The 23,496-nt window shown below is 51.5% G+C and carries 25 protein-coding genes; 21 read left to right on the forward strand and 4 right to left on the reverse strand.

Annotation, left to right across the window (positions count from 1 at the left end; genetic code table 11):
* Positions 1 to 8: 8 nt before the first annotated feature.
* The 3 genes from HFP08_RS06340 to rsbW (HFP08_RS06350) are packed head-to-tail and all read left to right on the forward strand — an operon-like array spanning position 9 to position 1,455.
* The gene (locus tag HFP08_RS06340) at positions 9 to 629 is read left to right on the forward strand and encodes a DUF4309 domain-containing protein (RefSeq protein ID WP_168119682.1); all 621 of its coding nucleotides are present in this window, start codon (positions 9 to 11) and stop codon (positions 627 to 629) included.
* Positions 630 to 688: 59 nt separating this feature from the next.
* Positions 689 to 1,021, forward strand: coding sequence for an STAS domain-containing protein (locus HFP08_RS06345; protein WP_168119683.1), 333 nt, complete (start codon positions 689 to 691; stop codon positions 1,019 to 1,021).
* Positions 1,018 to 1,455: an anti-sigma B factor RsbW gene (gene rsbW, locus HFP08_RS06350; RefSeq protein ID WP_168119684.1), complete on the forward strand. Its 438-nt coding sequence runs from the start codon at positions 1,018 to 1,020 to the stop codon at positions 1,453 to 1,455. Before HFP08_RS06345 ends, rsbW (HFP08_RS06350) begins: the two co-directional genes overlap by 4 nt.
* Here rsbW (HFP08_RS06350) and HFP08_RS06355 read toward each other — a convergent pair whose 3' ends face one another.
* Both HFP08_RS06355 and HFP08_RS06360 read right to left on the reverse strand, forming a co-directional pair.
* The gene (locus tag HFP08_RS06355; protein ID WP_206109190.1) at positions 1,456 to 2,307 is read right to left on the reverse strand and encodes a CheR family methyltransferase; all 852 of its coding nucleotides are present in this window, start codon (positions 2,305 to 2,307) and stop codon (positions 1,456 to 1,458) included.
* Positions 2,304 to 5,102 (reverse strand): CHASE3 domain-containing protein, encoded by a 2,799-nt coding sequence (locus tag HFP08_RS06360; protein WP_168119685.1) that lies wholly within the window; start codon positions 5,100 to 5,102, stop codon positions 2,304 to 2,306. Before HFP08_RS06360 ends, HFP08_RS06355 begins: the two co-directional genes overlap by 4 nt.
* A 167-nt stretch (positions 5,103 to 5,269) precedes the next feature.
* Between HFP08_RS06360 and HFP08_RS06365 the strand changes: the two genes are divergently transcribed.
* The 4 genes from HFP08_RS06365 to HFP08_RS06380 all read left to right on the forward strand — a co-directional run bounded on the left by HFP08_RS06365 (position 5,270) and on the right by HFP08_RS06380 (position 7,431).
* Positions 5,270 to 5,791 (forward strand): DUF948 domain-containing protein, encoded by a 522-nt coding sequence (locus HFP08_RS06365; protein ID WP_168119686.1) that lies wholly within the window; start codon positions 5,270 to 5,272, stop codon positions 5,789 to 5,791.
* Positions 5,792 to 5,826: 35 nt separating this feature from the next.
* Positions 5,827 to 6,273, forward strand: a complete 447-nt coding sequence (gene rsbW, locus HFP08_RS06370; protein ID WP_168119687.1) for an anti-sigma B factor RsbW — start codon at positions 5,827 to 5,829, stop codon at positions 6,271 to 6,273.
* Positions 6,270 to 7,046, forward strand: coding sequence for a sigma-70 family RNA polymerase sigma factor (locus HFP08_RS06375; RefSeq protein ID WP_168119688.1), 777 nt, complete (start codon positions 6,270 to 6,272; stop codon positions 7,044 to 7,046). The genes rsbW (HFP08_RS06370) and HFP08_RS06375 overlap by 4 nt, the downstream gene beginning before the upstream one ends.
* 112 nt (positions 7,047 to 7,158) lie before the next feature.
* Entirely contained in the window at positions 7,159 to 7,431 is a 273-nt protein-coding gene (locus HFP08_RS06380) for a hypothetical protein (RefSeq protein ID WP_168119689.1), read from the forward strand.
* A gap of 68 nt (positions 7,432 to 7,499) precedes the next feature.
* Here HFP08_RS06380 and HFP08_RS06385 read toward each other — a convergent pair whose 3' ends face one another.
* A complete protein-coding gene (locus tag HFP08_RS06385) occupies positions 7,500 to 7,910 on the reverse strand; it encodes a YtxH domain-containing protein (protein ID WP_168119690.1) in 411 nt (136 codons plus the stop codon).
* A gap of 178 nt (positions 7,911 to 8,088) precedes the next feature.
* Between HFP08_RS06385 and HFP08_RS06390 the strand changes: the two genes are divergently transcribed.
* From HFP08_RS06390 to lplA, 6 genes are all read left to right on the forward strand, one after another.
* Positions 8,089 to 9,957 (forward strand): FAD-dependent oxidoreductase, encoded by a 1,869-nt coding sequence (locus HFP08_RS06390; RefSeq protein ID WP_168119691.1) that lies wholly within the window; start codon positions 8,089 to 8,091, stop codon positions 9,955 to 9,957.
* A 114-nt stretch (positions 9,958 to 10,071) separates the two neighbouring features.
* Positions 10,072 to 11,859 (forward strand): class I adenylate-forming enzyme family protein, encoded by a 1,788-nt coding sequence (locus HFP08_RS06395; protein ID WP_168119692.1) that lies wholly within the window; start codon positions 10,072 to 10,074, stop codon positions 11,857 to 11,859.
* On the forward strand, positions 11,859 to 12,968 hold the full coding sequence (locus tag HFP08_RS06400) for an acyltransferase family protein (RefSeq protein WP_168119693.1): 1,110 nt from the start codon (positions 11,859 to 11,861) through the stop codon (positions 12,966 to 12,968). Before HFP08_RS06395 ends, HFP08_RS06400 begins: the two co-directional genes overlap by 1 nt.
* A 162-nt stretch (positions 12,969 to 13,130) precedes the next feature.
* Positions 13,131 to 13,634 carry a CYTH domain-containing protein gene (locus tag HFP08_RS06405; RefSeq protein WP_168119694.1) on the forward strand — a complete coding sequence of 168 codons (504 nt, stop codon included), beginning with the start codon at positions 13,131 to 13,133 and terminating at the stop codon, positions 13,632 to 13,634.
* A gap of 196 nt (positions 13,635 to 13,830) precedes the next feature.
* A complete protein-coding gene (locus HFP08_RS06410) occupies positions 13,831 to 14,844 on the forward strand; it encodes a Gfo/Idh/MocA family protein (protein ID WP_168119695.1) in 1,014 nt (337 codons plus the stop codon).
* Entirely contained in the window at positions 14,817 to 15,806 is a 990-nt protein-coding gene (gene lplA / locus HFP08_RS06415; RefSeq protein ID WP_168119696.1) for a lipoate--protein ligase, read from the forward strand. Before HFP08_RS06410 ends, lplA begins: the two co-directional genes overlap by 28 nt.
* Before the next feature lie 116 nt (positions 15,807 to 15,922).
* Here the strand turns inward: lplA and HFP08_RS06420 are convergent, their stop codons facing one another.
* On the reverse strand, positions 15,923 to 16,771 hold the full coding sequence (locus HFP08_RS06420) for a helix-turn-helix transcriptional regulator (protein ID WP_168119697.1): 849 nt from the start codon (positions 16,769 to 16,771) through the stop codon (positions 15,923 to 15,925).
* 121 nt (positions 16,772 to 16,892) lie between these two features.
* On the opposite strand from HFP08_RS06420, the gene HFP08_RS06425 reads away from it, so the two are divergent.
* The 8 genes from HFP08_RS06425 to HFP08_RS06460 all read left to right on the forward strand — a co-directional run bounded on the left by HFP08_RS06425 (position 16,893) and on the right by HFP08_RS06460 (position 23,471).
* Positions 16,893 to 17,894 (forward strand): Gfo/Idh/MocA family protein, encoded by a 1,002-nt coding sequence (locus HFP08_RS06425; protein ID WP_168119940.1) that lies wholly within the window; start codon positions 16,893 to 16,895, stop codon positions 17,892 to 17,894.
* A 17-nt stretch (positions 17,895 to 17,911) separates the two neighbouring features.
* The gene (locus HFP08_RS06430; protein ID WP_168119698.1) at positions 17,912 to 18,841 is read left to right on the forward strand and encodes an aldo/keto reductase; all 930 of its coding nucleotides are present in this window, start codon (positions 17,912 to 17,914) and stop codon (positions 18,839 to 18,841) included.
* A gap of 343 nt (positions 18,842 to 19,184) precedes the next feature.
* Positions 19,185 to 20,132: a hypothetical protein gene (locus HFP08_RS06435; protein ID WP_168119699.1), complete on the forward strand. Its 948-nt coding sequence runs from the start codon at positions 19,185 to 19,187 to the stop codon at positions 20,130 to 20,132.
* Positions 20,133 to 20,260: 128 nt separating this feature from the next.
* Positions 20,261 to 20,479, forward strand: coding sequence for a hypothetical protein (locus tag HFP08_RS06440; RefSeq protein ID WP_168119700.1), 219 nt, complete (start codon positions 20,261 to 20,263; stop codon positions 20,477 to 20,479).
* A 24-nt stretch (positions 20,480 to 20,503) separates the two neighbouring features.
* The gene (locus HFP08_RS06445; RefSeq protein WP_168119701.1) at positions 20,504 to 21,199 is read left to right on the forward strand and encodes a hypothetical protein; all 696 of its coding nucleotides are present in this window, start codon (positions 20,504 to 20,506) and stop codon (positions 21,197 to 21,199) included.
* Between the two features lie 2 nt (positions 21,200 to 21,201).
* Positions 21,202 to 22,392 (forward strand): glutathionylspermidine synthase family protein, encoded by a 1,191-nt coding sequence (locus tag HFP08_RS06450; protein WP_168119702.1) that lies wholly within the window; start codon positions 21,202 to 21,204, stop codon positions 22,390 to 22,392.
* Between the two features lie 90 nt (positions 22,393 to 22,482).
* On the forward strand, positions 22,483 to 23,082 hold the full coding sequence (locus tag HFP08_RS06455; RefSeq protein WP_168119941.1) for a hypothetical protein: 600 nt from the start codon (positions 22,483 to 22,485) through the stop codon (positions 23,080 to 23,082).
* A complete protein-coding gene (locus HFP08_RS06460) occupies positions 23,079 to 23,471 on the forward strand; it encodes a DUF350 domain-containing protein (protein WP_168119703.1) in 393 nt (130 codons plus the stop codon). Before HFP08_RS06455 ends, HFP08_RS06460 begins: the two co-directional genes overlap by 4 nt.
* The last annotated feature ends 25 nt before the right edge of the window (positions 23,472 to 23,496 follow it).

Below are 23,496 nucleotides of genomic sequence, written 5' to 3' on the forward strand. Positions count from 1 at the left end.
GGATTCAAATGAGAGCCATCATTGTATTCACATTCTTAATCGGCTTGCTTGGACACGATCAGCTTCGGGAAGCTGAGCATCTCGGCGAGAGAAGCGCGGCATCCAGCGCCATTGCAGTGCGGGCGACCGAAGCCGCGGCACCCGTGCTGAATAAGTCGGAGCCCGCAGCCCATATGAGGGGCCAGGCGGAGCTTGCGCCGGATGCGTCTGCCTTGGAAGCGCCGATTGCGGAAGTGAAACAGGATGCGTTCGCATTGAATGCGGTGAATGACTTGACCTTGTATGACAGCAGAGAAGACGTGCGGGATAAGCTGGGAGAGCCGGATTCGATTGAGCGGGACGAATATTTGAAGGATGCGGTTACATTTCATTATGGGGACATGAGCATCTATTTCTATCAAGATTATATTCAATCGATCGATTTCGCAGCGACGGTGAAGGAGCTTAATATCGACGGCGTCATCGTGCAGGTGAACGCGGAAGCATTGAAAGCCGCGCTTGGCAAGCCCGATTATGTTGCGGAAGACGGCATAGTCTTTCAGCGGAACGATTGTCTGCTGAAGATGTTCATGGACGGTCAGACGGGCGAAAGGCTTGGAGTCAGCTACTATCATTTAGCATCGGTATAAGGAAGGGATACACGGGCAAGCAGAAGCAGCATAATAATTTCGAAGTGGAGTGAAAGAGAATGAAAGCAGAGCCTTTTCAAATTACGGCGGAAGAGAAATATGGCGAATCGATTCTTTATGTTAAGGGAGAGCTCGATCTGTCGGTGGTGCCTCAGCTTCAAGCGGCTCTGGAGAACGTGATGTATCGCGAGGATACGGCATTGGTGCTCAATCTTCGCGATTTGACCTATATTGACAGTACCGGCATTGGTATCGTGGTTACGATTCTGAAGGCGAGGGATGCGCTTAAGGCGCCGTTCTATGTACGTGAAATTCCACCTTCTATTCGCCGGTTGTTCGATTTGACGGGTATCACCAGATTTTTGAAAGAAGGGACAGAAGCTGACGCATGAAAGCCATCCAATTGCAGATACCGGCTGAAGCGGAAAACATTGATCTCGTTCGAATTTGTTTGTATGGAGTAGCGAATAAGCTTGGCTTTTCCTATGAAGACATTGAAGACATGAAGGTCGCCGTGTCCGAGGCCTGCTCGAACGCTGTCATTCATGGATCGAGTGACAGAGGAGCAGACGGCATTTGGGTTCGATTCCAGACGGATGAGTCGACATTTGCGATCAGCATAATCAATAAGGGCGGCGTATTCCCCTATGAAGAGGTCAGAAGTCAAGCATCGCCGATTCAAGCTTCGGAGACAAGCGAGTTGAAGGTCGGCGGGCTTGGCATTTATTTGATGGAAGCGCTGATGGACGAGGTAGCCGTGAACACGACGGAGCAAGGAACAGAGGTCGTTCTAACCAAATATCGCAGCAAAAAAGGAGACCTTTAATTAATGGGTCTCCTTCTTTGTCAGCTTGCGATAAATGCGCTCCTCCGCATTAATCTCCTCGAAATCCGTCTTATGCCCGGAGATGAAGGATTCTTTGTTTCCCAAAGCAAGGAAGCCTTGTGAAGACAAGCTTTCGTATAAGATATGATGCGCTCTGGCCTGCAGCTCCGGATTGAAGTAGATGAGCACATTGCGGCACAGAATAACGTGAAACTCATTGAAGGAACCGTCTGTTGCGAGATTATGCTGCGCAAAAGTCATATGCTTCTTCATGGACGGATGAAAGCTTGCATAAGCGTGGTTGGTGGAATAGTAGGCTGAAAATTCTTGATCGCCGCCCGCTTGCAAGTAATTCTTCGTATAGGATTGCATCCGTTTCAACGGGAAACGGCCTTCCTTCGCCATTGCAATAGCCGTCTTGCTCATATCCGTCGCATAGATGGTGGATCGCTCGAGCAGCCCCTCTTCCTGCAACAGAATGGCCATCGAATAGACCTCTTCTCCCGTCGCGCAGCCAGCATGCCATATTCGCAGCTTGTCGAATTGTTGCAGAAACGGAGCAACCTCCCGGCGGAAGGCTAGGAAGAAGGCGGGGTCCCGGAACATCTCCGTTACCTTGATGGAGAAATCCTCAAGGAATTTCTCCAGAAAGCCTTCTTCGTGAATCGTCTTCTCCAGCAAAGCCGTAATGGAGCTCGCTCTGTCCATTTCCAGACGATGTCGTATTCTTCTTCTTAGCGATGACCGTAAATAATTGCGAAAATCATAGCCGCTGGTTCGGAAGATGCCTTCCAAGAGAAGATCGATTTCCAGCTCCTCACGGCTGTCTATAGGTTCTTCTGCATTGTTCAATGGTCCACCTGCTTCGTCAGCCAGACTCGGATAAGGGAGAACAGCTGATCCATGTGTATGGGCTTCGAGATATAATCAGAAGCGCCTGCTTGGAGACAGCTCTCCTGATCGCTCTTCATTGCCTTCGCTGTCAAAGCGATAATCGGAATATCCTTGAGCACGGGATGCTGCCTCAGCGCTCTTGTCGCTTCGAAGCCGTCCATGACCGGCATCATGATATCCATCAGCACGAGATCAAAGTCGGTGTTATCTTCTACAATGTCGAGGCATTCCTTGCCGTTCCCGGCAACCGTAACCTGAAGCCCCTTCTGCTCAAGAGCGTTCACGATTGCAAAGATATTTCTTGCGTCATCCTCGACGAGCAGCACCTTTTTGTTGTGGAAAATATGGGATTCGGAGCTTGAAGCCGCCGTCTTCGAAGCTGCTTCATCCTTTTGATTAATGAAGCTTTGTTGATCGGCGTGAGCGAGCTCCTCCTCTTGTTTTCCGTCTCTCTCGACGCTTGCCGCAGCCTCGCTTGCGCCAAGCTGAAGCTCTGCTCCGGCGGCGGGCTCGTAGTTAACGGGCAAGTAGAAGGTGAAGGTGCTTCCTTTATGCAGCTCGCTGCTCAGCACCAGGCAGCCTCCCAGAAGCTGTGCGAATTCGTTGCAGATCGACAGGCCGAGTCCGGTTCCTCCATAGATGCGGTTCGTGTTGCCGTCCACTTGTTGGAATGCCTCGAACACAAGCTCCTGTTTATCCTTCGGAATCCCGATGCCGGTATCGATTACGGAGAACGCAATCCATTCATTGGAAGGATGGCCTGGCAAGCATTCCTCCGCCATCGTTGGATCCGCCAGATGGATTTTCAAGGTGACGGAGCCTTTCTCCGTAAACTTGAAGGCATTCGACAACAAATTCTTCAATACTTGCTGCAGTCTTTGACCATCGGTGTGGATGATCTCGGGAAGCCCTTCTTCGATTTCGATATGGAAGGCTACCTGCTTCTTCTCCGCTACGGGATCAAAGCTCAGCTTCATGAGATCGGGAATTTCCGTTACATTCACTTCATCCTTGATGAGAGTAATCTTCCCGGCTTCAATCTTGGACAAATCCAGTATATCGTCAATCAGCTTCAGCAGATCGTTGCCGGAGGAATGAATGACGCGTGCATAGCCGACTTCTTCCTCCATAAGCGACTTATTGTCGTTCTCGAACAGCATTTGCGACAGGATGAGAATACTGTTCAGCGGCGTTCTCAGCTCATGCGACATATTGGCCAAAAAGTTGGTTTTATATTGCGCGCTTTGCTTTAATTTATCCGCATATTCCTCAAGCTCGGATTTGGCAAGCTCAAGCTCCTTGGTTTTCTGCTCGGCGTACAAATTCTGTTCTTCAAGATGCTCCGTGGTCATCCGCATTTCTTCCTGCTGCATCTGCAGCTCCTCGGATTGGGCCTGCAACTCCTCTGTTTGCGCTTTAAGCTCCTCGGTCATGGTTTGCGATTCTCCGAGCAATCTTTCGACTTCCATTCGGCTGGCGACATTATCAAAAGCGACGCCGAGATGATCCTCTATCTGCTCGAGCAGCTTCAAATGCTGGGAAGTGAAATGCTCCATGGATGCGAATTCAATAACGGCGATGACCTTATTCTCAAATTCAACAGGGAAGACAAGCACGCTTTGCGGCCGGAATTCGGATAATCCGGTCTGAATCTGATTGTCGTAATCGGTAATCGGCGCGTTAAGCAGAAAGCTCCGCTTGTCAGCGGCGCATTGGCCGATAAGTCCTTCGCCCAAGAGGAAGCTGGATTTCGCGCTCGCTTTGCCTTCCCCGGCGTAGGATGCCAATATTTCCATGCGCTGCTGAGCTCCTTGGCCCCTCCGCAGGTAGATGGCGCCAGATAACGCCCCAACCATAGGCGCTGTATGACTCAGGAATGAGGTTGCCATATCATTCAAGTCATTCATGCCTTGATTCATTGTTGCGATATTTGCGACGCGAGTCTGAACCCAGGATTGGGCTTCGAGGCTGTCAAGAAGTTTGTTGGTCGCCTCGGCCAAGTCCTTGATTTCATCTCTTGTCCGCACGTGAATGCGCTTGGTCAGGTCGCCGCGGGCGGCTGTTATCTCTTGGATGGCGGCAGAGACCCGGCTGATCGTTCTAACAATGTTGTTCGATACGTATGCGACGATCAAAAACGCGAGAATCGCTACGACGAAGAGCATAATGTAGAGACTGATGGTCAGCATATCGTTGCGGTTTTTCAATTCGGCGATATAGATGCTGGTTTGAGCGACCTGCTCGTTCCGGAGCGTTTCGATTTGCTCGCGAAGATCGTCAATATCCTGCTTCCCGGGATCATTCGCGAAGAAATCCATGATCTGATCGGTCTTGCCTTCCCTTCGAAGTTCAATGGTCGGCTCTCCCGTTGTACTTAGCCAATGCTCGATCGTTAGCTTGATGCTTTCAAGCTTCTTCTGGGTGCTCGGTGTTTCCGATATGAGCGCATACAGACTGTTGTAGCTTGCCTCCCATTGCGTCTTTCCCTCTTGATAGGGTTGAAGATAAGTTTCGTCTCCGGTAATGAGGAATCCGCGCTGGCTTGTCTCCATATTGACGACATCATAACGGATTGAGGTAATCAAGTTATGAACTTCCATATCCTTGGTCGTAATGGTTTCGATTTCATGCTGAAGCATCTTGACCCGGTCCGTTACGATAACGATGGCGGCGCCCAGACAGCAGATAATAAGAACATAACCTAGCGCTATTTTCATGCGAATATTGAATTTGAAATTGAATTGGTTCTTCATTACAGCCTCCTCAGAACTACTTAATGCTATATAAGGCGCGCTTGCGCTGAATACTCTATTAACGATTATAACAGAAGTAGCTCCAGACTTCGAAGATTAGCAGAAAGAAAGATTGTTTCAAATTGAATTCAGCTGGGTAATGAAAAAATAAAAGGAGAGATGCGTTTATGGATATCGTCATTGGATGCAGCGTAGCAGCGGTAGCAATAGCGTTGATTTTTATTCTGATTACCTTGAACAAAACCTTGAAGCAAGCGGGAGCGGCGCTCGAGGAAGCCAAGTTCACGATGGGGGAGCTTCGCGGGGAAATCAGCAAGATTACAAAGGAAGCCACGGAGGTTGTGAGACAGACGCAAGAGGTTGCGGTGGATACGCGCGAGAAGCTGAACGAACTCGATTCTCTGTTTCATTCGATTAACGATATCGGACACGCGGTGCAGTCTCTGACAGCAGCCGCACGCCAAGCGGCTGCGGGAGCTGCGGACAAGCTGAAATCGGTAGTGGAGACCCGGCTGGAGTCTATCGACAAAGCGGCCGCTCCTTCCCTTGAAGAAGTCGAAGCTGTCGATACCCCCGGAGCCCGCTATTCGGGTCCGTCCAACGATCGAAGAACGAAAAATATGATCAGCGCCATCTCCGACGGCATAACATCTTCCATAAGAATCTGGAACAAAGTGCGAGTGAAATGAAGTATACTAGTTGAAATAGAGGGGAATGTGCAGCAATGAAACAAAGTCAGATTCGAATGACGATACCGGCATCCGCTGAATATCTGGATATTATTCGCACGACGCTGTATGCTGTTGCCAGCAAAGCCGGATTCTCGTACGAGGATATTGAGGATATGAAGGTGGCCGTGACCGAAGCTTGTGCGAACGCTATTCAACATGCCTATGAAGATCGGACAAGCAACGGACAGGTTGATCTGATGTTCCAGTGGGACGAGGAGGATTTCGTTATCAATGTGAAGGATGACGGACGAAGCTTTGAACCGGGGTTGAATGAGAAGAGTATGGCGGGGTTGCAGAACATTCCATTGTCCGAAGCGACCGCAGGGGGGCTGGGCATTTTCTTGATGAAAGCTTTAATGGATGAAGTAGAGGTTCGTACTGCGCAAGGTACGGAGGTTGTTCTCACCAAACGCATGAGCAGAAACGAGGAGAAAGTATGAATCCATCTGCCTCAGGCTTGACTCCCCAGCAAGTGATTAAATTTATGGAGATTTACCGCGAACAGAAATGCAATGAATGCGCGACGGCTTTGCTCAATCATTATGAACCCATTGTCAGGATGGCAGCCGGGAAAATGTCCAGAAGCCGTCCGGATTTGTATGAGGATATGTATCAAGTGGGCCAAATGTCCATGCTGCGCTTATTCGCGCAATATAACGCGGATCGCGAGGTGCCGTTCGAAGGTTATGCGATGAAAAGCATCATTGGCCACCTCAAAAATTATTTGCGCGACAAATCATGGTACATTCAAGTGCCAAGACGCTTGAAGGAGAAAGGCATTCAAGCGCAACGCGCCATTGACGAGCTGACCGTACGTTTGAACCGCTCGCCGAAGGTGGAGGAAATCGCCGACTACCTGGAGCTGTCAACGGAAGAGACGATTGAAGTGCTGACGTCGAGAGAGGCTTATCAGTCGATTTCGCTCGATACGCCAATTTCCTCCGAAGGAGAGAGCGCGGCGACGATCGCAGACCGCATTCCAACCGAATCGGATGATCTGCTTACGCTCGACAGCCGGCTGGATTTGCAAGAAGCGATGGCAGGACTTAAGGAACAAGAGCAGCTCGTGCTTTCGCTCATATACGGACGAGGACTCGCGCAGAGAGAAATTGCAGAGCAGCTCGGCATCTCGCAAATGAGCGTTTCCAGAATTCAACGGAAAGCCATTGCCAAACTGAAAACAAAACTGGAGGAACAGCCGGCTGACGATTAGCTGGCTGTTCTTCTGCGTTGTGACGGCAGCTGAGCCGAATTGCATAGTTAAACGCAGTGTTAAGCAACCTATGGGGGAAAGCGAACTTTTACTTCGAAGGAGTGCATCATCCATGAAACATTATGAATCCAGTTTGCCCAAGAATACGCCGGTTTCACAAGCCGAAGGCTCGGTGACAAAGCTTCACAATGCAGTATCGCAAGCGCTTAGCCATCCGTCTCGGCAGTCCATTGAGCAAGCCGAAAACTGTCTGGCGCACACGGAGCAATCCGTTTGGCAGGCTCGCCAGAATTCGGAAGACGGCCAGGGGATTGAGCTTGTAGAGGACGTTCTGCAGGAGGAGCGGGAGCGACTGAGGTCGGCTGAAGACGCAAACCGGACATAGGAGGGCAATGAAAAGGCGATTCCGCCAGTCTCGGGAAGACTTGGGGGAATCGCCTTTTCTGTTGGGGATTATTGCGCCGGATCGGAAACAAGTCCCTTTTCCTTCAGCTCGGCATTCGTTGGCATTACATCCATCTCTTTGCCGAGATGCTTCATATCCTTCTCGTCGGGAGCCATGGAATTCACCGCATCCTCAGCCTTGTCGCAGGCTTCCTCCATCGTTTCTTTGGCTTGCGAACGCAGATTGGACGCCAATTCCTTCGTCTGCGTGGTGAGATTGGAGGCAATATCCTTCGTTTGCGATCGAATGTTTGAAGCGATATCTTTCGTCTTGTGACTTATATTTTGAATTTGTCCGCCGAGATCTTCACGCATTTGCTTGCCCGATTTTGGCGCCAGAAGAAGTGCGGCGGCCGCGCCGACGATTCCTCCGATTACTGCGCCCAACACCATTCCGTTGCCATTTGTTTGTTTCGCCATAGTCACTCTCTCCTTTTTTATAACCTTCTTATTGGGCATTCTGCCTCTTACTGTTCTTATAAACCATTGAGACGTTTTTGAATCATGCGAGGTTGAAATTACCAGATCCGCAAGAGCGTTAATTTTGACGGTTCTCCTCATAATAAGCAAAAATGGCAGAGAGGAGCTTGCGCGGCGGATGGAAAAACGATTATATCGCATGAAAGCCTGCCTCATTCTTTCCTTGCTTGCAGGATTGATCTTGTTTCCGATCGCGGGTCAAGAGGATGTGAAAGCCGGCAGACTCGGCGCACGATATGATGTAATTGTGGTCGGAACGGATCCCGAAGGCGTGGCTGCCGCGGTATCCGCAGCCCGAAACGGCTTAAAGGTGCTTCTCATAGATGGAAGAAATCGGGGGAAGCTTGGCGGGTTGATTACTTTGGGATGGTTGAATTCGCTTGATTTGAGCTTTTCTCCCGTGAAATCTGCAAGAAAGTCCGCTGCAAACATGCTGAACAAAGGCATCTTTCTGGAATGGTACAGGGAGCTGGAGGGCAGCTCCATGGACATTAGAACTGCAGAAAGCTCCTTGCAAGCGTTAATTGATCGGGAGCCCAATATTACACTGCTTCTGAAGCAGCGAACGATCATGCCGATCGTGTCCAAGCTTAAGGATGATGCGCTCCTTACAGGCATATCGTTCGTGAATGAGGCCGGTGAGCGAAAGGAAGCGTATGCGGGCGCTGTAATCGATGCGACACAGGATGGCGATATTGCGGCTCTGGCGGGAGCGCCGTATACGATTGGAAGAGAAGATCTTGGCGATCCGCATGCGCGCATGGCGGTTACGCTTGTTTTCCAAATGAGCGGCGTGACCGATCAGATTTGGCAATCCTTCGGCAGGAGGTCGGATACGGGCAGTGACAATCGCAGCGCTTGGGGATTCAAGTCGGCCAAAAATTATGAATCATCGAATCCGGAACGACTTGCGCTTCGCGGACTGAATATCGGAAGACAGAATAATCATACGATTCTTATCAACGCGATGCATATCTTCGGAGTAAATCCGCTTGATGCTGCTTCCGTCGAGGAAGGCTTGAGGCTTGGGCGACAGGAAGCGCCGAGAATTGCGGCTTATCTGAAACGAAGCTTCAAGGAATTTGGCAGCCTGGAGTATGCGGGAGCCGCTCCCGAGCTCTATGTCCGCGAATCGCGGCATATTCAGGGCGAATATCGCTTGACGATGGCGGATGTGATGCAAGATCGGGATTTTTGGGATGCGATTGCCTACGGTTCATATGATGTGGATATTCAACGTCTGGGTCCCGGTGATTACGGAGCGATTATGATGTCTCCGAAGCAATACGGAATACCGTTTCGGACGCTCGTGCCGCAAAAAATAGATGGTTTGCTCGTTGTCGGCCGATCAGCTAGCTATGATACATTGCCTCATGGCAGCGCCAGAACGATACCGATTGGCATGGCAACGGCCCAGGCGGCCGGCGCGGCTGTCAAGCTAGCCCAAAATAAGGGCGTATCTCTTCGAGAGCTGTCACGTTCGCATTTATGGATGGCTGAGCTTAGAGGGATGCTCCAGAAGCAAGGCATGGATTTGAAGATGAAGGAGCTGGCGAAATCGGATTTCGAGAAGCACTGGACCTATAAAGGACTTCTCGCCGCTGTCAGTATGTGCATGACGATCGGAGGCTATGACAACAGCAGATGGGAGCTGGACGGCAAGCTCACCGCTGCCAAGCAATATGCCATGATGCAGCGGTTGACCGCCATGCATCCGAAGGATTTCCGCGGCAATCCGGCGGAAGCGTTAAAGGCATGGAAGCAATCCAGGAGGCAATTAACGGTGGAGCAAGCTGCCGAAGCTATGTTGCTTGCCGCGGACGTTATGCCGCCCTCCGGAGGGGCTTATGAGGAATTGATTCGCAGAGGCTGGATTAAGAATACAAGGCTTCTTCAATTGGATGAAAACAAGCTTTGCACAAATGGAGAAGCTTATATGATTATTGGAGAAGTCGTGAGACAGTACGCAGGAGTAGAGTACAAATAAGAGCCTTCATCAAAAATGTTCTTTATAAAGAACGAAAATGATGTTATAGTATAGAAAACGTACGATAAAACGACCGTTTTCTCTTATGATAATCGGTGACGGAGGTTCTTGAATATGAGTGAAATGCAAGGCTTACAACCAAATACCGTTGCATATCTGCTCCAGCAGAGAGCGATTCTCTATGGCGACGATATTGCATATCTGTATCCGGAATGGGGGCAAAGCTACAGCTGGTCCAAAATCTGGGACGAAGTAAAGCAGCTTGCGGGAGGATTGCTTAAACAGGGCGTAAGCAAGGGAGATCGCGTTGCTTTCCTCATGACCGGAAGAATAGAGCTCATCCTTTCCATGTACGCCGCTGCATGTATAGGCGCAGTGTCCGTGCCGCTCAATACATACTGCAGGAAGGATGAGCTGATCGCATACCTGAAGGAATCATCGCCCTCGCTCCTGCTGATCTCACGTGAAGGACATCGTCAGCATTACCCGTCGATGCTGAGAGAAATCGTTGACGATCTGTCGCGGCAAGAGGAGACGGACTGGCTTCCCCAGCGTATATTCGTGCAGGGCGAAAGCAAATCGGAGATGTTCGGCTTCCGCGACTATCGGGAATGGCTGATCTATGGAGGGAAGGAAGGAAGCGAGGAGAAGGAGCGCCTCTTGCAGCAGGCATGTCAAGCCGTGCAAGCGGATGATCCTCTCGTTCTCTTGTTCACTTCCGGAACGTTGGGGATGCCGAAGGGCGTGCTTCGCACAATGGCTTCTTTCCATGGGAAGACCTCGCCGGACGCGGGCGGAGACCGTAGCGTCAGATCGGGCTGGCTTCGGACGGCCAGCCTGAAAGTGATGCAGCGTTTCCGAATTCTCAATCTTCTGCCGCTCTATCATATGGGCGGCTTCGGCATGATACTTGGCAACCTGTCCGGCTACAATGTGAAAACGATTATGATGAGCCGCTTTCATCCCGTAGAGGCTTTGGCAATTGCGGAGGAGCAGCGCTGCCATGTGCTTCTCGGCACACCCTATATGCTTCAAGGCATGATGGTTGCTCCGGAGCGAGCCCGATATAGCTTGAAATCGGTGCTCGGCGTCGTGTTCACGTCGGCCTCCGTCAGTCCTTCCATCCTTCGCAAAATAAAGTCCGCCATAAATTTGCGCTTCTTCATCGTTAGCTACGGCTCTTCGGAAGCGGGAGCGGTAGCAAGCGGCACTTGCATTATGAACAAACGCATAGATTGGCTGCTGGCGCTGCTCTATAAGTTGCTCAAGCATACGAAACTGCTTGGCGGACTCATCCCGTTCGAGAAATTTATGGCCGAAGAAAATTCGCTCGCAGGCATTCTCGACAAGGAGGTGGAAGTGAAGGTTGTTGAACCTGACTCCGGGAAGCCGCTGCCAAAGGGAATTCCGGGGGAAATCATTATACGCAGCCATCGCGTGATGAAGTATACACGATTAATCCCCGTCGAGACGGACGGAACGGCGCAGTCCGAGCCAGGCTGGCATCGCTCCGGCGATTTGGGCTATCTGAATGAAGACAATCATCTGGTCATTGCGGGAAGGCTGCATCGCTTAATCTCACGCGGCGGAGAGAAGATATCTCCCCTCGAAATCGAAAACGCGATACTAAGAAATGTCGAGGTTGAGGATGCCTTCGTGCTGGGCATTCCCGATGAGCTTTACGGCGAGCAAATCTGCGCTTGCGTCGTTGCCAAATCAGGTTCGACGCTGACCGAGGAACGTTTAAAGCACGAGTTGGCAAGGCAGCTGTCATCATTCAAGCTTCCCAAGGAGATCATTTTTCTGAAGCAGCTTCCACTGTCGCCTACAGGGAAAATATCATTTGCCGAAATGGAGAATATAGCTAATTCTATGCTTCGAGAGCTGAGGAGAAACGCATAATGAGCTCTCGGACGTATTATCCAGGAATTACTATCTTCAAGCTTGCCGGCGCGCTCGCGGTACTGTTCGCGCATTCGCTGTTCATTCCTTCGATGACGGAGATGACCTCGAGTCCGCTTGTGAACTATTTGCTTCTTCAAATGAGAATCATTGTGCCATGCTTCTATGCGGCCGCAGGATTTCTGGCGTACAAGAGCTGGAGTCATGCTGAGGATTCCAAAGCCTATGTGCGCCGCTATGTGACCAGAATCGGATGGATCTACGGGATGTTCTGCCTTCTCTTCTTCTTCAAATTCAATATTCCCGCGTTGTTTAGCGGAGGTCTCGGCTTACATAATCTATTCCTTCAATTCAAAATCATCGTGATGGCTGTGTTGGTGAACGGGCCGTTTGTTCAGCTCTGGTTCATTCCGCCGTTATTGTTCGGCGTCGTCTTATCCTACGCGCTGCTTTCCAGGTCTTCTGCGCGGTTGTGGATTATACTCGCTGCGGCCGGATATTGCCTGAGCCAGCTGACCGCGGGAACGCTTCGAGGGGCCTATGACGATGTCATGAACGGAGTCGCCTTCTTCCATACGACGGCGTATCAATATGCGGAGCTGGCATTCACGAGGTATATGGGCTTCGGGCTCGCATTCGTGCTGGCGGGAGCGCTGATTGCCAAATACGAGCAACTCTTTTTGCGACTAGCCATCAGGAGAGCTCTCCTGATGTCGGGAGCTGCAACATGCGTCGAAACCCTTCTGCTGCTCGGCTTCTCGAACTGGACGAACGACTATAAGCTGACGGTAAGTCTGCTTCCCAATACGCTTCTGTTATTCTATGGCGTTTTGGTTGTCAGAAATGATGCGGTGCGGCGGTATCATTCCGTGTTGTCCCTGTTCTGCCTGGTCTCGTATTGCGGTCATATTGTGTTCATGGAAGTGAATAATCTGCTGTTCGGCTGGCAGTATATCGGCATGCCTCTCGGCGTGTATCTGCTTCAATCCTTCCTGACGCTCATTGAATGCGTTGGATTAACGATCTTGCTTGCAAGGCGCAGCCGCAAGAGATGGCGGGCAAGCGCCGGGCATGTCCAGGATGCCGCCGTTGTACAAAAGAGCGGCTGATTCGTTTCAGGTATAACTGTCCCGCGAGGCTGAAGGCAGCGCCGCGAGACAGTTTTTTTGCATTCGAAGAGGTGTATCAGGTATGCTTTTATTTATAGTAGGAAGTTTGTATGTGTTGCGGAGCGATGTTCAGCAGCAGATGGCGAGAAGGAGAGAGTGCAGATGGCGATGGAGATTGAGAGAAAGTTTCTTCTGCCGCGGCTCCCGCGGGAGCAAATCGAGGCAGGAACAGTGACGATTCGCTCCCAGCAGAGAATTGAGCAGACGTATCTGGCGATGGACGACGATCAGGAGATAAGGGTTAGAAGGCTGATGGACTCGGCGACAGGGAGCGAGAGCTACACGCACACCTTCAAGAAAGGCAACGGGATGGTGCGCGAAGAGGTGGAATACGGCATCTCGGAGAGCATCTACAAACAGATGACAGCCGCATTCGGCTTGGAGCCGCTTACGAAGAACCGGTTGACGGGCGATTGGAATGGCATTGGAATAGAGATCGATATCTACGACCAGATTGATTTGGCAGTGCTGGAGGTGGAATTCGAGTCGCTCGATGAAGCTAACGCCTTCGTCCCGCCGGAGTGGTTCGGCGAGGATATCTCCTCGCAGAAGCAATACAGCAACAAGACGGTATGGAAGTCATTGCAGGGCGGCAAGTTCCCATGAGTCTTCACGAAGCGCATGGTTATTTGAGAGCCTTGTCTCTGGTTAGGGAGAGCGTGCCTTCGTTCTCGGGGTATCCCAACGAAGAGAACAACCTGGAAGAATACCGGGCATTACATGATTACAAAGCAGTTTCTGAATCGTCCCCAGCAGATGATGCGGGAGCTGTTCAGCGACCAAGAGGAGGAATAACGGTTAGATGAGATTCGGAATCATTGGAACGAATTGGATAACAGATCGATTCATCGCGGGAGCGAGCCTGCATGAGAGATTCGAGCTTGCGGCAGTCTATTCGCGGACGGAAGAGAAGGCAAGGGAGTTCGCGGACAAGCATGCGATACCAGGCCGCTATACGGATGTGGAGGAGATGGCCGCGAGCGGCAATATTGACGCGCTCTACATCGCGAGTCCGAACAGCTTGCACGCGGAGCAAGCGATTGCGGCCATGAAGCGCGGCATACACGTGCTGTGCGAGAAGCCGATTGCCTCCAACAGCCGCGAGCTGGAGAAGATGATTGCCGCGGCCCGCGAACATAACGTCTTGTTGATGGAAGCCGTCAAATCAACGACGATGCCCGGCTTCGGCGCGATTCGCGACAATCTGAAGGAGCTGGGGCCGGTCAGACGATATATGGCATCCTTCTGCCAATATTCCTCGCGATACGACGCTTACAAAGCGGGCACGATATTGAACGCGTTCAAGCCCGAGTTCTCTAACGGCGCTCTCATGGACATCGGCATTTACTGCATTTATCCGGCGTTCGTCTTGTTTGGCAAGCCGAAGGCAATCAAGGCGAACGGATTGCTGCTGGAATCCGGCGTCGATGGAGAAGGAAGCATTCTGATGGAATACGATGGGATGGAGGCGGTGCTGATGTATTCGAAGATCAGCAGCTCACAGGCGCCTTCCGAGATTCAAGGCGAGGCGGGAAATATGATTATTCGTTCCATCAGCGAGCCAGCTCAGCTTGAGCTGCAGTATCGCAATGGGAGCACGAAGGATTTATCCCGCCCGACGATGGAGCATAATATGTACTACGAGGTCGAGGAATTCATACGAACGGTTGAAGAAGGACGCAGGGAATCCGCCGTGAACAGCTTCGCCGTATCCCTCGAAGTGATGCGAATCATGGACGAGGCGCGCAGACAAATCGGGCTGATATATCCTGCGGATGGGGGGACGCTATGCGTTTCATCGACAATAAGGGCATAACGGATCCGGCGCTGAATCTGGCGCTTGAGGAATACGCGCTCAGATCTCTGCCCGAAGGGGATTATCTGCTCTTCTATATCAATGAGCCTTCCATCATTATCGGGAAAAATCAGAATACGGCGGAGGAAGTGAACGCGGAATACGTGGAGGCCAACAAGCTGCATGTTGTGCGAAGATTGTCAGGCGGCGGTGCGGTCTATCATGATCTCGGCAATTTGAATTTCAGCTTTATCATGAAGGATGACGGAAAGTCGTTCCATAATTTCAAGAAGTTCACCGAACCGGTCGTCAAGGCGCTGCGCGACCTTGGTGTCGAGGCCGAGCTCAGCGGCAGGAATGATCTTCAGGTCGGCGAACGCAAAATTTCCGGCAACGCCCAGTTCTACTCCAAAGGGAAAATGTTCAGTCACGGCACGCTGCTGTTCGATTCCGAAATCGAGAATGTCGTCTCCGCGCTGAAGGTAAACGCGGAGAAATACGTCTCGAAAGCAACGAAATCGATTCGGAGCCGCGTTGCGAATATTTCGGAGTTTCTGAAGGAGGGGATGACGATCGGGGAATTCCGCGAGAAGATTCTTCGCTCCCTGTTCGAAGGCTCCGAGGATATCTCGTTCTACGAGCTGAGCGAGCAAGACTGGGAGGAAGTACGGAAGCTGGCCGAGGAGCGCTATCGGAGCTGGGCGTGGAATTACGGCAATTCTCCGAAATTCAACATTCAACAGAAGAAGAGAATCGAAGGCGTCGGCACCTTCGATGTGCGGCTTCAGGTCGAAGAGGGCGTGATTACAGAGGCGGTCATCTTCGGCGATTACTTCGGCCGGGAGGACAGCCGCGAGGTGACGGAGAGACTGGTCGGAATGCCGTATCAGGCAGATTCGCTGCGGGAGCTCGCGAAGAGCCTGGAGCTGAATCGTTATTTCGGAGCGATCACGGAGGAAGAGTGGCTGAGTTTGCTTCTCTAGGGCGCGTTTGCAAACCCGCCCCAGCCCTCTCCAGCTGTTAAGCCGGACGAACTTTTGCCCTTCCACAAATTGCGGTCGGTTGAAAGGTCGGACGATGCTCCTGCAATCGGGAGCGGCTACAGACGCTCCGACGTTTCGTAGATCTGGCGGTATGCGGTGGGCGTCATCCCTTCATGGGACAGAAACCGCTTGTTGAAATAGCTTACGCTGGGATAACCGGCCTCCATCGCAATCTGGCCGATGGAGGCCGTTCGCCGTTCCAGAAGCCATTGCTTTGCGGTCTGCAGACGGCAGCGGGTGATGAAATCCATCGGCGTCATCTGCATGGCGCTCTTGAACAGCTTGCAGAAATAATGCGGCGTCACCTGCGCCTGCTCCGCCCAATAATCCAGCTCGAACGGCCTGGTCGCTTCTTGCTGCATCAGAGGAAGGAGACGGGTAATGCGATTCCCGGACAGTCCGGCTTTGCCGCTTGTCTTCGGCGTTGCGTATTGAACGAACAAAGTGAGCAGCGCATAGGTCAAGGTGGACAAATGATGGGGACGGAGCATGCGGTGTTCCGCCGCTTCGCGCAGCAGCTCTTCATGAGCTTGCTCCCAAAGCTCCGTCTGCCTGAGCGACCAGATCAGGCTGCGGTGCAGCTTGCCTTGAACGAAATACGTCTGCAGACTTTCGCCGTAGAAGTGAAACCAGCGAATATTCCACGGATCGTCCTTGCTGCTGTAATACAACTGCTCCTGAAGAGGCGAATAGAGCACGGCATCTCCTGGGCCGAGCGTATGAACAATGCCGTCAATCTCGACATGCCCTTTGCCGCTGACGACGTAATGAATGTTGTAATTGTTCAGCGCCCCCGCTTCGCGATAGGAGTAATGATCGGGATGATCATAATAATGTCCGATGGATTCAGGCATGCAGAAGTAGGGGCTTTGCGGCAGCGTGAGCAGATGGCTTTGTCTCTGCATGGCGATCCTCCAATAACAATATTGTTGTAATGTCGTTCAAAATATTATCATTTTCATTTTAATCTAGGGGGTTTATAATCGCAATATCGTATTAAATACAAAACAAGGAGCTGAAGTAATGATGACGGACAAAAAGTTGAGATGGGGCATTCTGGGTTGTGCGGGCATTGCCAAGCGTTCGGTAATTCCTGGTGTCCAAGCATCCCGTTGGAACGAAGTCGCAGCGATCGCAAGCCGCAATATCGATAAAGCCGAGGAAACGGCGAAAGCGCTTCAAATTTCAACTGCATACGGAAGCTATGAAGAATTGCTCGCTGACGATTCGCTCGATGTGATCTATATCCCGCTGCCGAATCATCTGCATATGGAATGGACGATCCGCGCGGCCGAAGCAGGCAAGCATATACTGTGCGAGAAGCCGCTGGCGCTTAATGCGGAGGAAGCGGCAAGAATGGCGGAGGCTTGCGAGAAGGCAGGCGTTCAATTGCTGGAGGCGTTCATGTATCGCTGGGATTCCCGTTACGACAAGATCAAGGAAATCATCGATTCCGGCGAGATTGGAGAGCTGCGCGGCATTCGCAGCGCGTTCACCTTCAATAATGCGAAGGACAAGGGCAATGTTCGTTACCGCAAGGAATGGGGCGGCGGCTCCCTCTACGATGTGGGCTGTTACCCGATCAGCGCGGCAAGATTGTTGCTCGGAGAAGAGCCAGTCGCGGCAACCGTACAAGCGATCTTCTCTCCCGAGCATGATGATGTGGATATGATGGCTTCAGGCTTGCTGGAGTTCGAGGGCGGCGTATCCTTGACCTTCGACTGCGGCATGTGGGCCGCGTTCCGCAATCCGCTCGAGGTGCTGGGCACGGAAGGCATTATCGAGGTTCCTTCCGCATTCGTGACGAATGCCCAGAACAGCGGTAATTTCTATGTCAGCGCAAGAGGAGAGCGCCGTCTTGTTGAGGTCGAGGCTGTGAATGCTTATACCGCCCAAGCTGATGCGATGTATCGCGCCGTCACGGGAACCGAAGCGCCGCGCTTTGATTCGCAAGACGCGATTCGCAATATGAAGGTCATCGACGCTTGCCTGAAGTCGGCAAGAGAGCGCGCAAGAATCGAACTATAACGGGAGGGAAGACCACTATGGACTATATTCAAATCGAAGGCTGCGAGAAGCCGGTATCCAGACTGATGAAGGGCACGGATTATTTCAGGCATGACACCTATGAGAAAGCGGCCGCGAACTTCGACGCCTATCTTGCCATCGGAGGCAATTCGCTGGATTCCGCGCATATTTATTGCGGCGGCGAAAGCGAAGAAGTTATCGGCCGTTACATGAAGGAACGCGGCAATCGCGATCAAATCGTCATTCTGACCAAAGGCGCGCATCATGATTCGAACGGGCCCCGCGTTAGCAAGGCGCATATCGATCATGATTTGCAGATCAGCCTGGAGCGCTTGCAGACGAATTTCATCGACTTGTACGGCCTTCACCGCGATGACCCGAACACGCCGGTTGAGGTGATTATCGACGCGCTTAACAGGCATGTGGCGGAAGGGACCGTGGGAGCGATCGGCGTATCGAACTGGACCTGGCAGCGCATCGAAGAAGCAAATCGGTATGCGAAGAACAATGGCCTTAGAGGCTTCACCTTCAGCAGTCCGAATCTGAGCCTGGCGAAGGCGAACGAGCCGTTCTGGGCGGGCTGCGTGTCCGCGGACGAGGAGACGATCGCTTGGCATGAGAAGGAGCAGCTTCCGCTCTTGTCCTGGTCCTCGCAGGCAAGAGGTTTCTTCACGGGTCGCTTTACGCCTGAAGATCGCAGCAATGCCGATCTTGTGCGCGTATTCTACAGCGACAACAACTGGGAACGCCTGGAGCGGGCTCGCAAGCTCGGCGAAGACAAAGGCGCGACGGCAATTGAGATTGCGCTGGCCTATGTATTGAACCAATCGTTCCCGACCTGCGCCTTGATTGGAGCTCAAAGCGAAGCGGAGCTGAAATCCTGCGACAAAGGCTCTCGAATCAAGCTCACGAAGGAAGAGATGGACTGGCTGGATTTGAAGGCTTAAGGACATTTTATAGGGTGACTGTAAGGCCAGAACCAATCACTAAAGGTATGAATGCCGAGAACAGCTTCTTGCTGCTCTCGGTTTTTTGTGCGCTTAACTTCCGATTGCAGTATTTAAAGGGGGGGAGAGAAGGAGAAGAAACAGGTGGTGGAGAAAATTAGAGATTAGAGATGATATTTAATTGAGAATACATGGAAACAAATTCATTCCTTCTTGCGTCTTAATGTACGAGGTGATTGAGGTGAATTTTTCTGCTTCCAAATTCTATATCATACTATGTTTGTGCGCCTGTTTGTTGACAGCATGCGGAGATGATAGGCATGCTTCCTCATCGGATTTTGCAGTGGCAAACCATCTGCCGATTGCTTCCTCCGAGGCTGACGGCGCTCCTGTTCAAGATCCTGGCACTACCGAAATCGTTGGATTCGATGACAGCCCCGTGTTCAAGTCGAAACTTGAGGCGCTCATGTTTAAGGACACAACAAAGGACTCTTCACGGTCAATTCTCCCAAATGGAATTTATTATTATGAAGGGTCGGAGCATTTCGATCAAATCGAAATCGACGGTCCTTCTGTGACCTTCAAGAGAGAAAGAATCCATCCATACGGGTTTTATGTGTTCGATTCCATGGAAGAGTTTGTGCTCGAGGACGGTACGGAGTGGGGAATGAATAAACAGAAGGATTTGTTTTCATTGTTCAGCGCCGGCGATGTGCCTTACGATTTCAATGCTGTGGATGAGTTATTGTCGGGCTATAAGGAGTATATGGGCTCGAAGAGAGCAGGCGGCAGCCAGACCGATTTCTTCACTTTTAACGATAAAGGAAATGATCTTGTTATTCGATTGAAATATACAGATGAGGATAAAAATAAGGTGTTGCCGTTGTTCCTCTATATGATCTCGACCATTCGCTATATCAGTGACCCTGATGATTTTCAGAGCGGAGTGGCTATTGAATTTCCGGGTGGGGGAACAGAGAATGAGAGGGCCGTCTACAATCTGCTGAAAGCAGCTTTAGAAGCGCTGGTGGACAAGAATGAGGAGGCATTCAAGGAAACCTTGGAGCCTTCGATGCGGGAATATTTCGATTACATGCTCGACCCGAGTCAACAGCGGAGATACATAAAACTGGAATTCGAGAAGCCGCTCGAAGAGGATGATCAGGTTCTGAATGCATATGTGGAATCTGAATTTCTCGATCCCACAAAGAGAGTTACCCGAATAACTCAAGCAACCTACACGGTGCGGAAGGGCAAAGACGGCGTCTGGAAGATTGCGAACATCGATTAGCTTACCTTTCTGCAGGCTCCTTGCTTAGCCGTACCGATTCGGCCGGTGCAATTTGATGGAACATCGCGCAAATTGCTCCGTATTAGGTATAATAGATGTCATATGCAATGAAATGGGAGGGATTGGTTTTGGATCAAGGATTGAAGGTTGTGCTCATGCAGAAGATGGCCGATGGCAGTCTGCAGCAGATCGAAGAGAGAACATGGAGCAGCAATATGGTAAAGGCGCTTGACAGCGTTAATTATATTGTGGTTGGCGAAACGGAATACGAAACGGTCGAGGGCCGTTTGAACCTTAACCTGGATCGACTGGAGCTGCTGGTCGTTCCCATGAACCATTCGGAGTAATTTTGTCAGAAGGAGGAATGCAGCTTGAAGAACGAAGAGAAGATGAAGGATCAAACTTCATCGCGGCTATTCACATCCGAAGGCAAGCCGGTTCGGGTGCTGTCCACTTCGCTTGGTCTCGCATTGTTGGCCAACATCGTCATGGCGTCAGGCGCTTATGCGGAAGGCAATGGCGGCAACAGCACTTCAACTGGTGAGCCGAAATTGGTCGAATGGTCCAATGAGGAAGTGAAGCAGTATTTCGACAAAAATGTGGATTGGAGCCTTCCGATCGAAAAGGCGGTAAATCCGGAGGACGACGAAGAGTCCGCAGAGCAAGGAAGCTCGGGCGCATCAGCGGGGGATACCGGCGGCACTACGGTTATTAATCATTACGGCGGCGGCTTCGGCTGGACCGATCTGATGTTGTACCATCTGTTGTTCAACAGCGGAGGAAGCTATTCTTCCTCGCGTTATTATACCAATCGTCCTGCGTATAACACGAGCACGAACACGTCCTACAAACCGAAGTCGTACACGAGCGACACGTTTCAGAACAAGCAGGTTGCCGGAACGAATGTGCGTCCGAAGACTTCCACCTCAACAGGCTCCGTCACGCGGCGGGCAACCTCTTCCGGACAAGGAAGCATCGGCGGCAATTCAAGCAGCAAGAGCTCATCGGGATCGAGCAGCAAGAGCTCGTCCGGCTCCAGCAGCAAGAGCAGCGGCTTCGGAGGCTGATCATGGCTGTATTCGAGGTTGTATCGCAGCCGCATGAGGATCGGCAGAGCAGAGTGGATGCGCTGAAGGAGCTTGGCTTCACTTGGGCCAACCTGGAAGACGAGCAATACTGGATGGATCAGCTTATCGTTATGAATAAGGATACGTACGAAGAGCTTCAGCAAGCTTCGCAGCGGCTGTGGCGGATCTTCGATCGGACGGTCAGACATATTCACGGCAATCATCAGCTCTATGAGCTGATCGGCATCCCTACGATTCTGTGGAATATGATTGACGCGGCCGAGCTTCCGGAGACAGGGCTGATTAGTCGTTACGCCCGATTTGACTTCGCCATTGACAATGACGGCGTGATCAAGCTTCTGGAGCTCAACGCGGATACGCCTACCGGCTACGTTGAAGCGTCGATCGCGACGCCGTGGATGTGCGAGCAGGAAGGAATCGATTCGCCGAACCGAGAGATGAAATCTCTTCTGTCCGACGCATGGCGGATCGAGCAACCGGATACGGCGGCATGTGTTGCTTATGGCTCCCACATAGAGGATACAGGGACAATCGACGCGCTTGTCAGGCATAGCGGCCTTGACATGCGCTGCGTGGATTGTCTGGAATTATCGATTGAAGACAGCATGCTGCTGGATGGCGACGGAGGCGTTATTAAGCGAATGTTCGCGCTTTATCCGAAGGAATGGATGTCTGTCGACGACGGTGGAGACGCGCTTGCGTATGCCATCGAGATCGGGAATGTAGAGCTGTTCAATCCTCCGCTCGCGATCTTGCTTCAGACGAAGGGAATGCTGGCCGTTATCTGGGGATTGTATGAGCTGAATCAGGTATTCAGCGAGGAAGAACGCGCGGTAATTGGCAAATATATTCTGCCAACCTATAACAAAGCAGTATTCGACGGGAGCTTCGTGTCCAAATCAATGTTCGGCCGGGAAGGCGGCTCCGTGCGGATGTTCGACGAGAGCGGCAATCTGGAGCTGCAGGACGAGGACGGATACGACACAAGCGAGCTGTTCCCGAATGTATATCAGAAGCGCGCGCAATTGGCGACGATTGAGACTGCGACAGGCGAGTATCGGCTTTTGACCGGCATGTTCGTCATCAACGGCAAGCCTTGCGGATTGCTGGGCCGAGCGGGCGGCTTGATTACAGGGAATTCCAGTCAATTTATAGCGATAGGAGTGAGATGATTGCGGAACCAAAGGCAAGGCAGCCAGGAGAGCATCATAGAGAGAAGCGCGGCAACGAGAAATCGCTCCATCCACAAGTTCGTCATCGGCATGGGGCTTATCTTCATGCTGGCATTGACCGGCTGCGCGAACGATGAAGCATCCATATTCGATTCCACAGGCTCGTCTAGCGAAACGGCGGGGAGCGAAGCAAAGGTGCCGTGGGATTATAAGATCGTTGAAGGCACGGTAGGAGACCTGGTCGGAAGCGATATGACCATTCTTCCAGACAATCAACTGCTACCGAATGACAACAATTACGGAACCGGAGACAAGGTATGGCTTCTGCAGTTTATGGATGCCGACCTGATTACCGACAAGGACAACAACAATCAGGTTCAGTTGTCGGCATGGCGAACAATCAAATCGTTCAAGGACGAAGCGGCAGCGAAGGAAGATATGGATAAGCTGAAAATATCGGTGACGACCGAGCTGGACCTCGTCGGCGTTTATAAGACGGAATATAATGGACAGACGCGAGATTTCGCTGTTGTCGAGCTTCCTTCCGGCAACCGGATCAAGCAGCCGATCGATGACGCGCGGTATGATCTGTTCGAGAAGAAGATAACCGTGGAAGCGGTCATTGAAGAAGTACATGACTTCGCCGATTACGATCTGGCGTACGCAAAATTTCGGGGGTGGGCGAATTGACGGTAGTCGTGAATATTGTTGTCAGCGTGATTGTCATTATCTTGCTTCAATTGATCGGCATGATTATTTTTAACTATATTACGCCGTTCAAGGATATGGAGGAGCTGAAGAAGGGAAATGTGGCGGTAGGTCTGGCGCTCGGCGGGAAATTCATCTCGACGGCGCTGATTCTCGGCGTTGCGGCCTATACCAATTCATCCATCTGGTACATGATCATGTGGTTTGCCATCGGTTATGTTTGCCTGCTGGCCGCCTATCTTATCTTCGACCTGTTGACTCCGGGCTTCAAAGTGTCTGATCAGTTGGTGAAGGGCAATGTGGCGGTGGGCATTATGCTGTTCGCCGTGTATCTCGGCTTTGCGTTCGCCATCAGCTCTTTAATCATATAGAGCTCTTCGCGAATGAATAGACAAT

This window comes from Paenibacillus sp. HB172176 (genome assembly GCF_011947265.1).
Taxonomy (GTDB): Bacteria; Bacillota; Bacilli; order Paenibacillales; family Paenibacillaceae; genus Pristimantibacillus.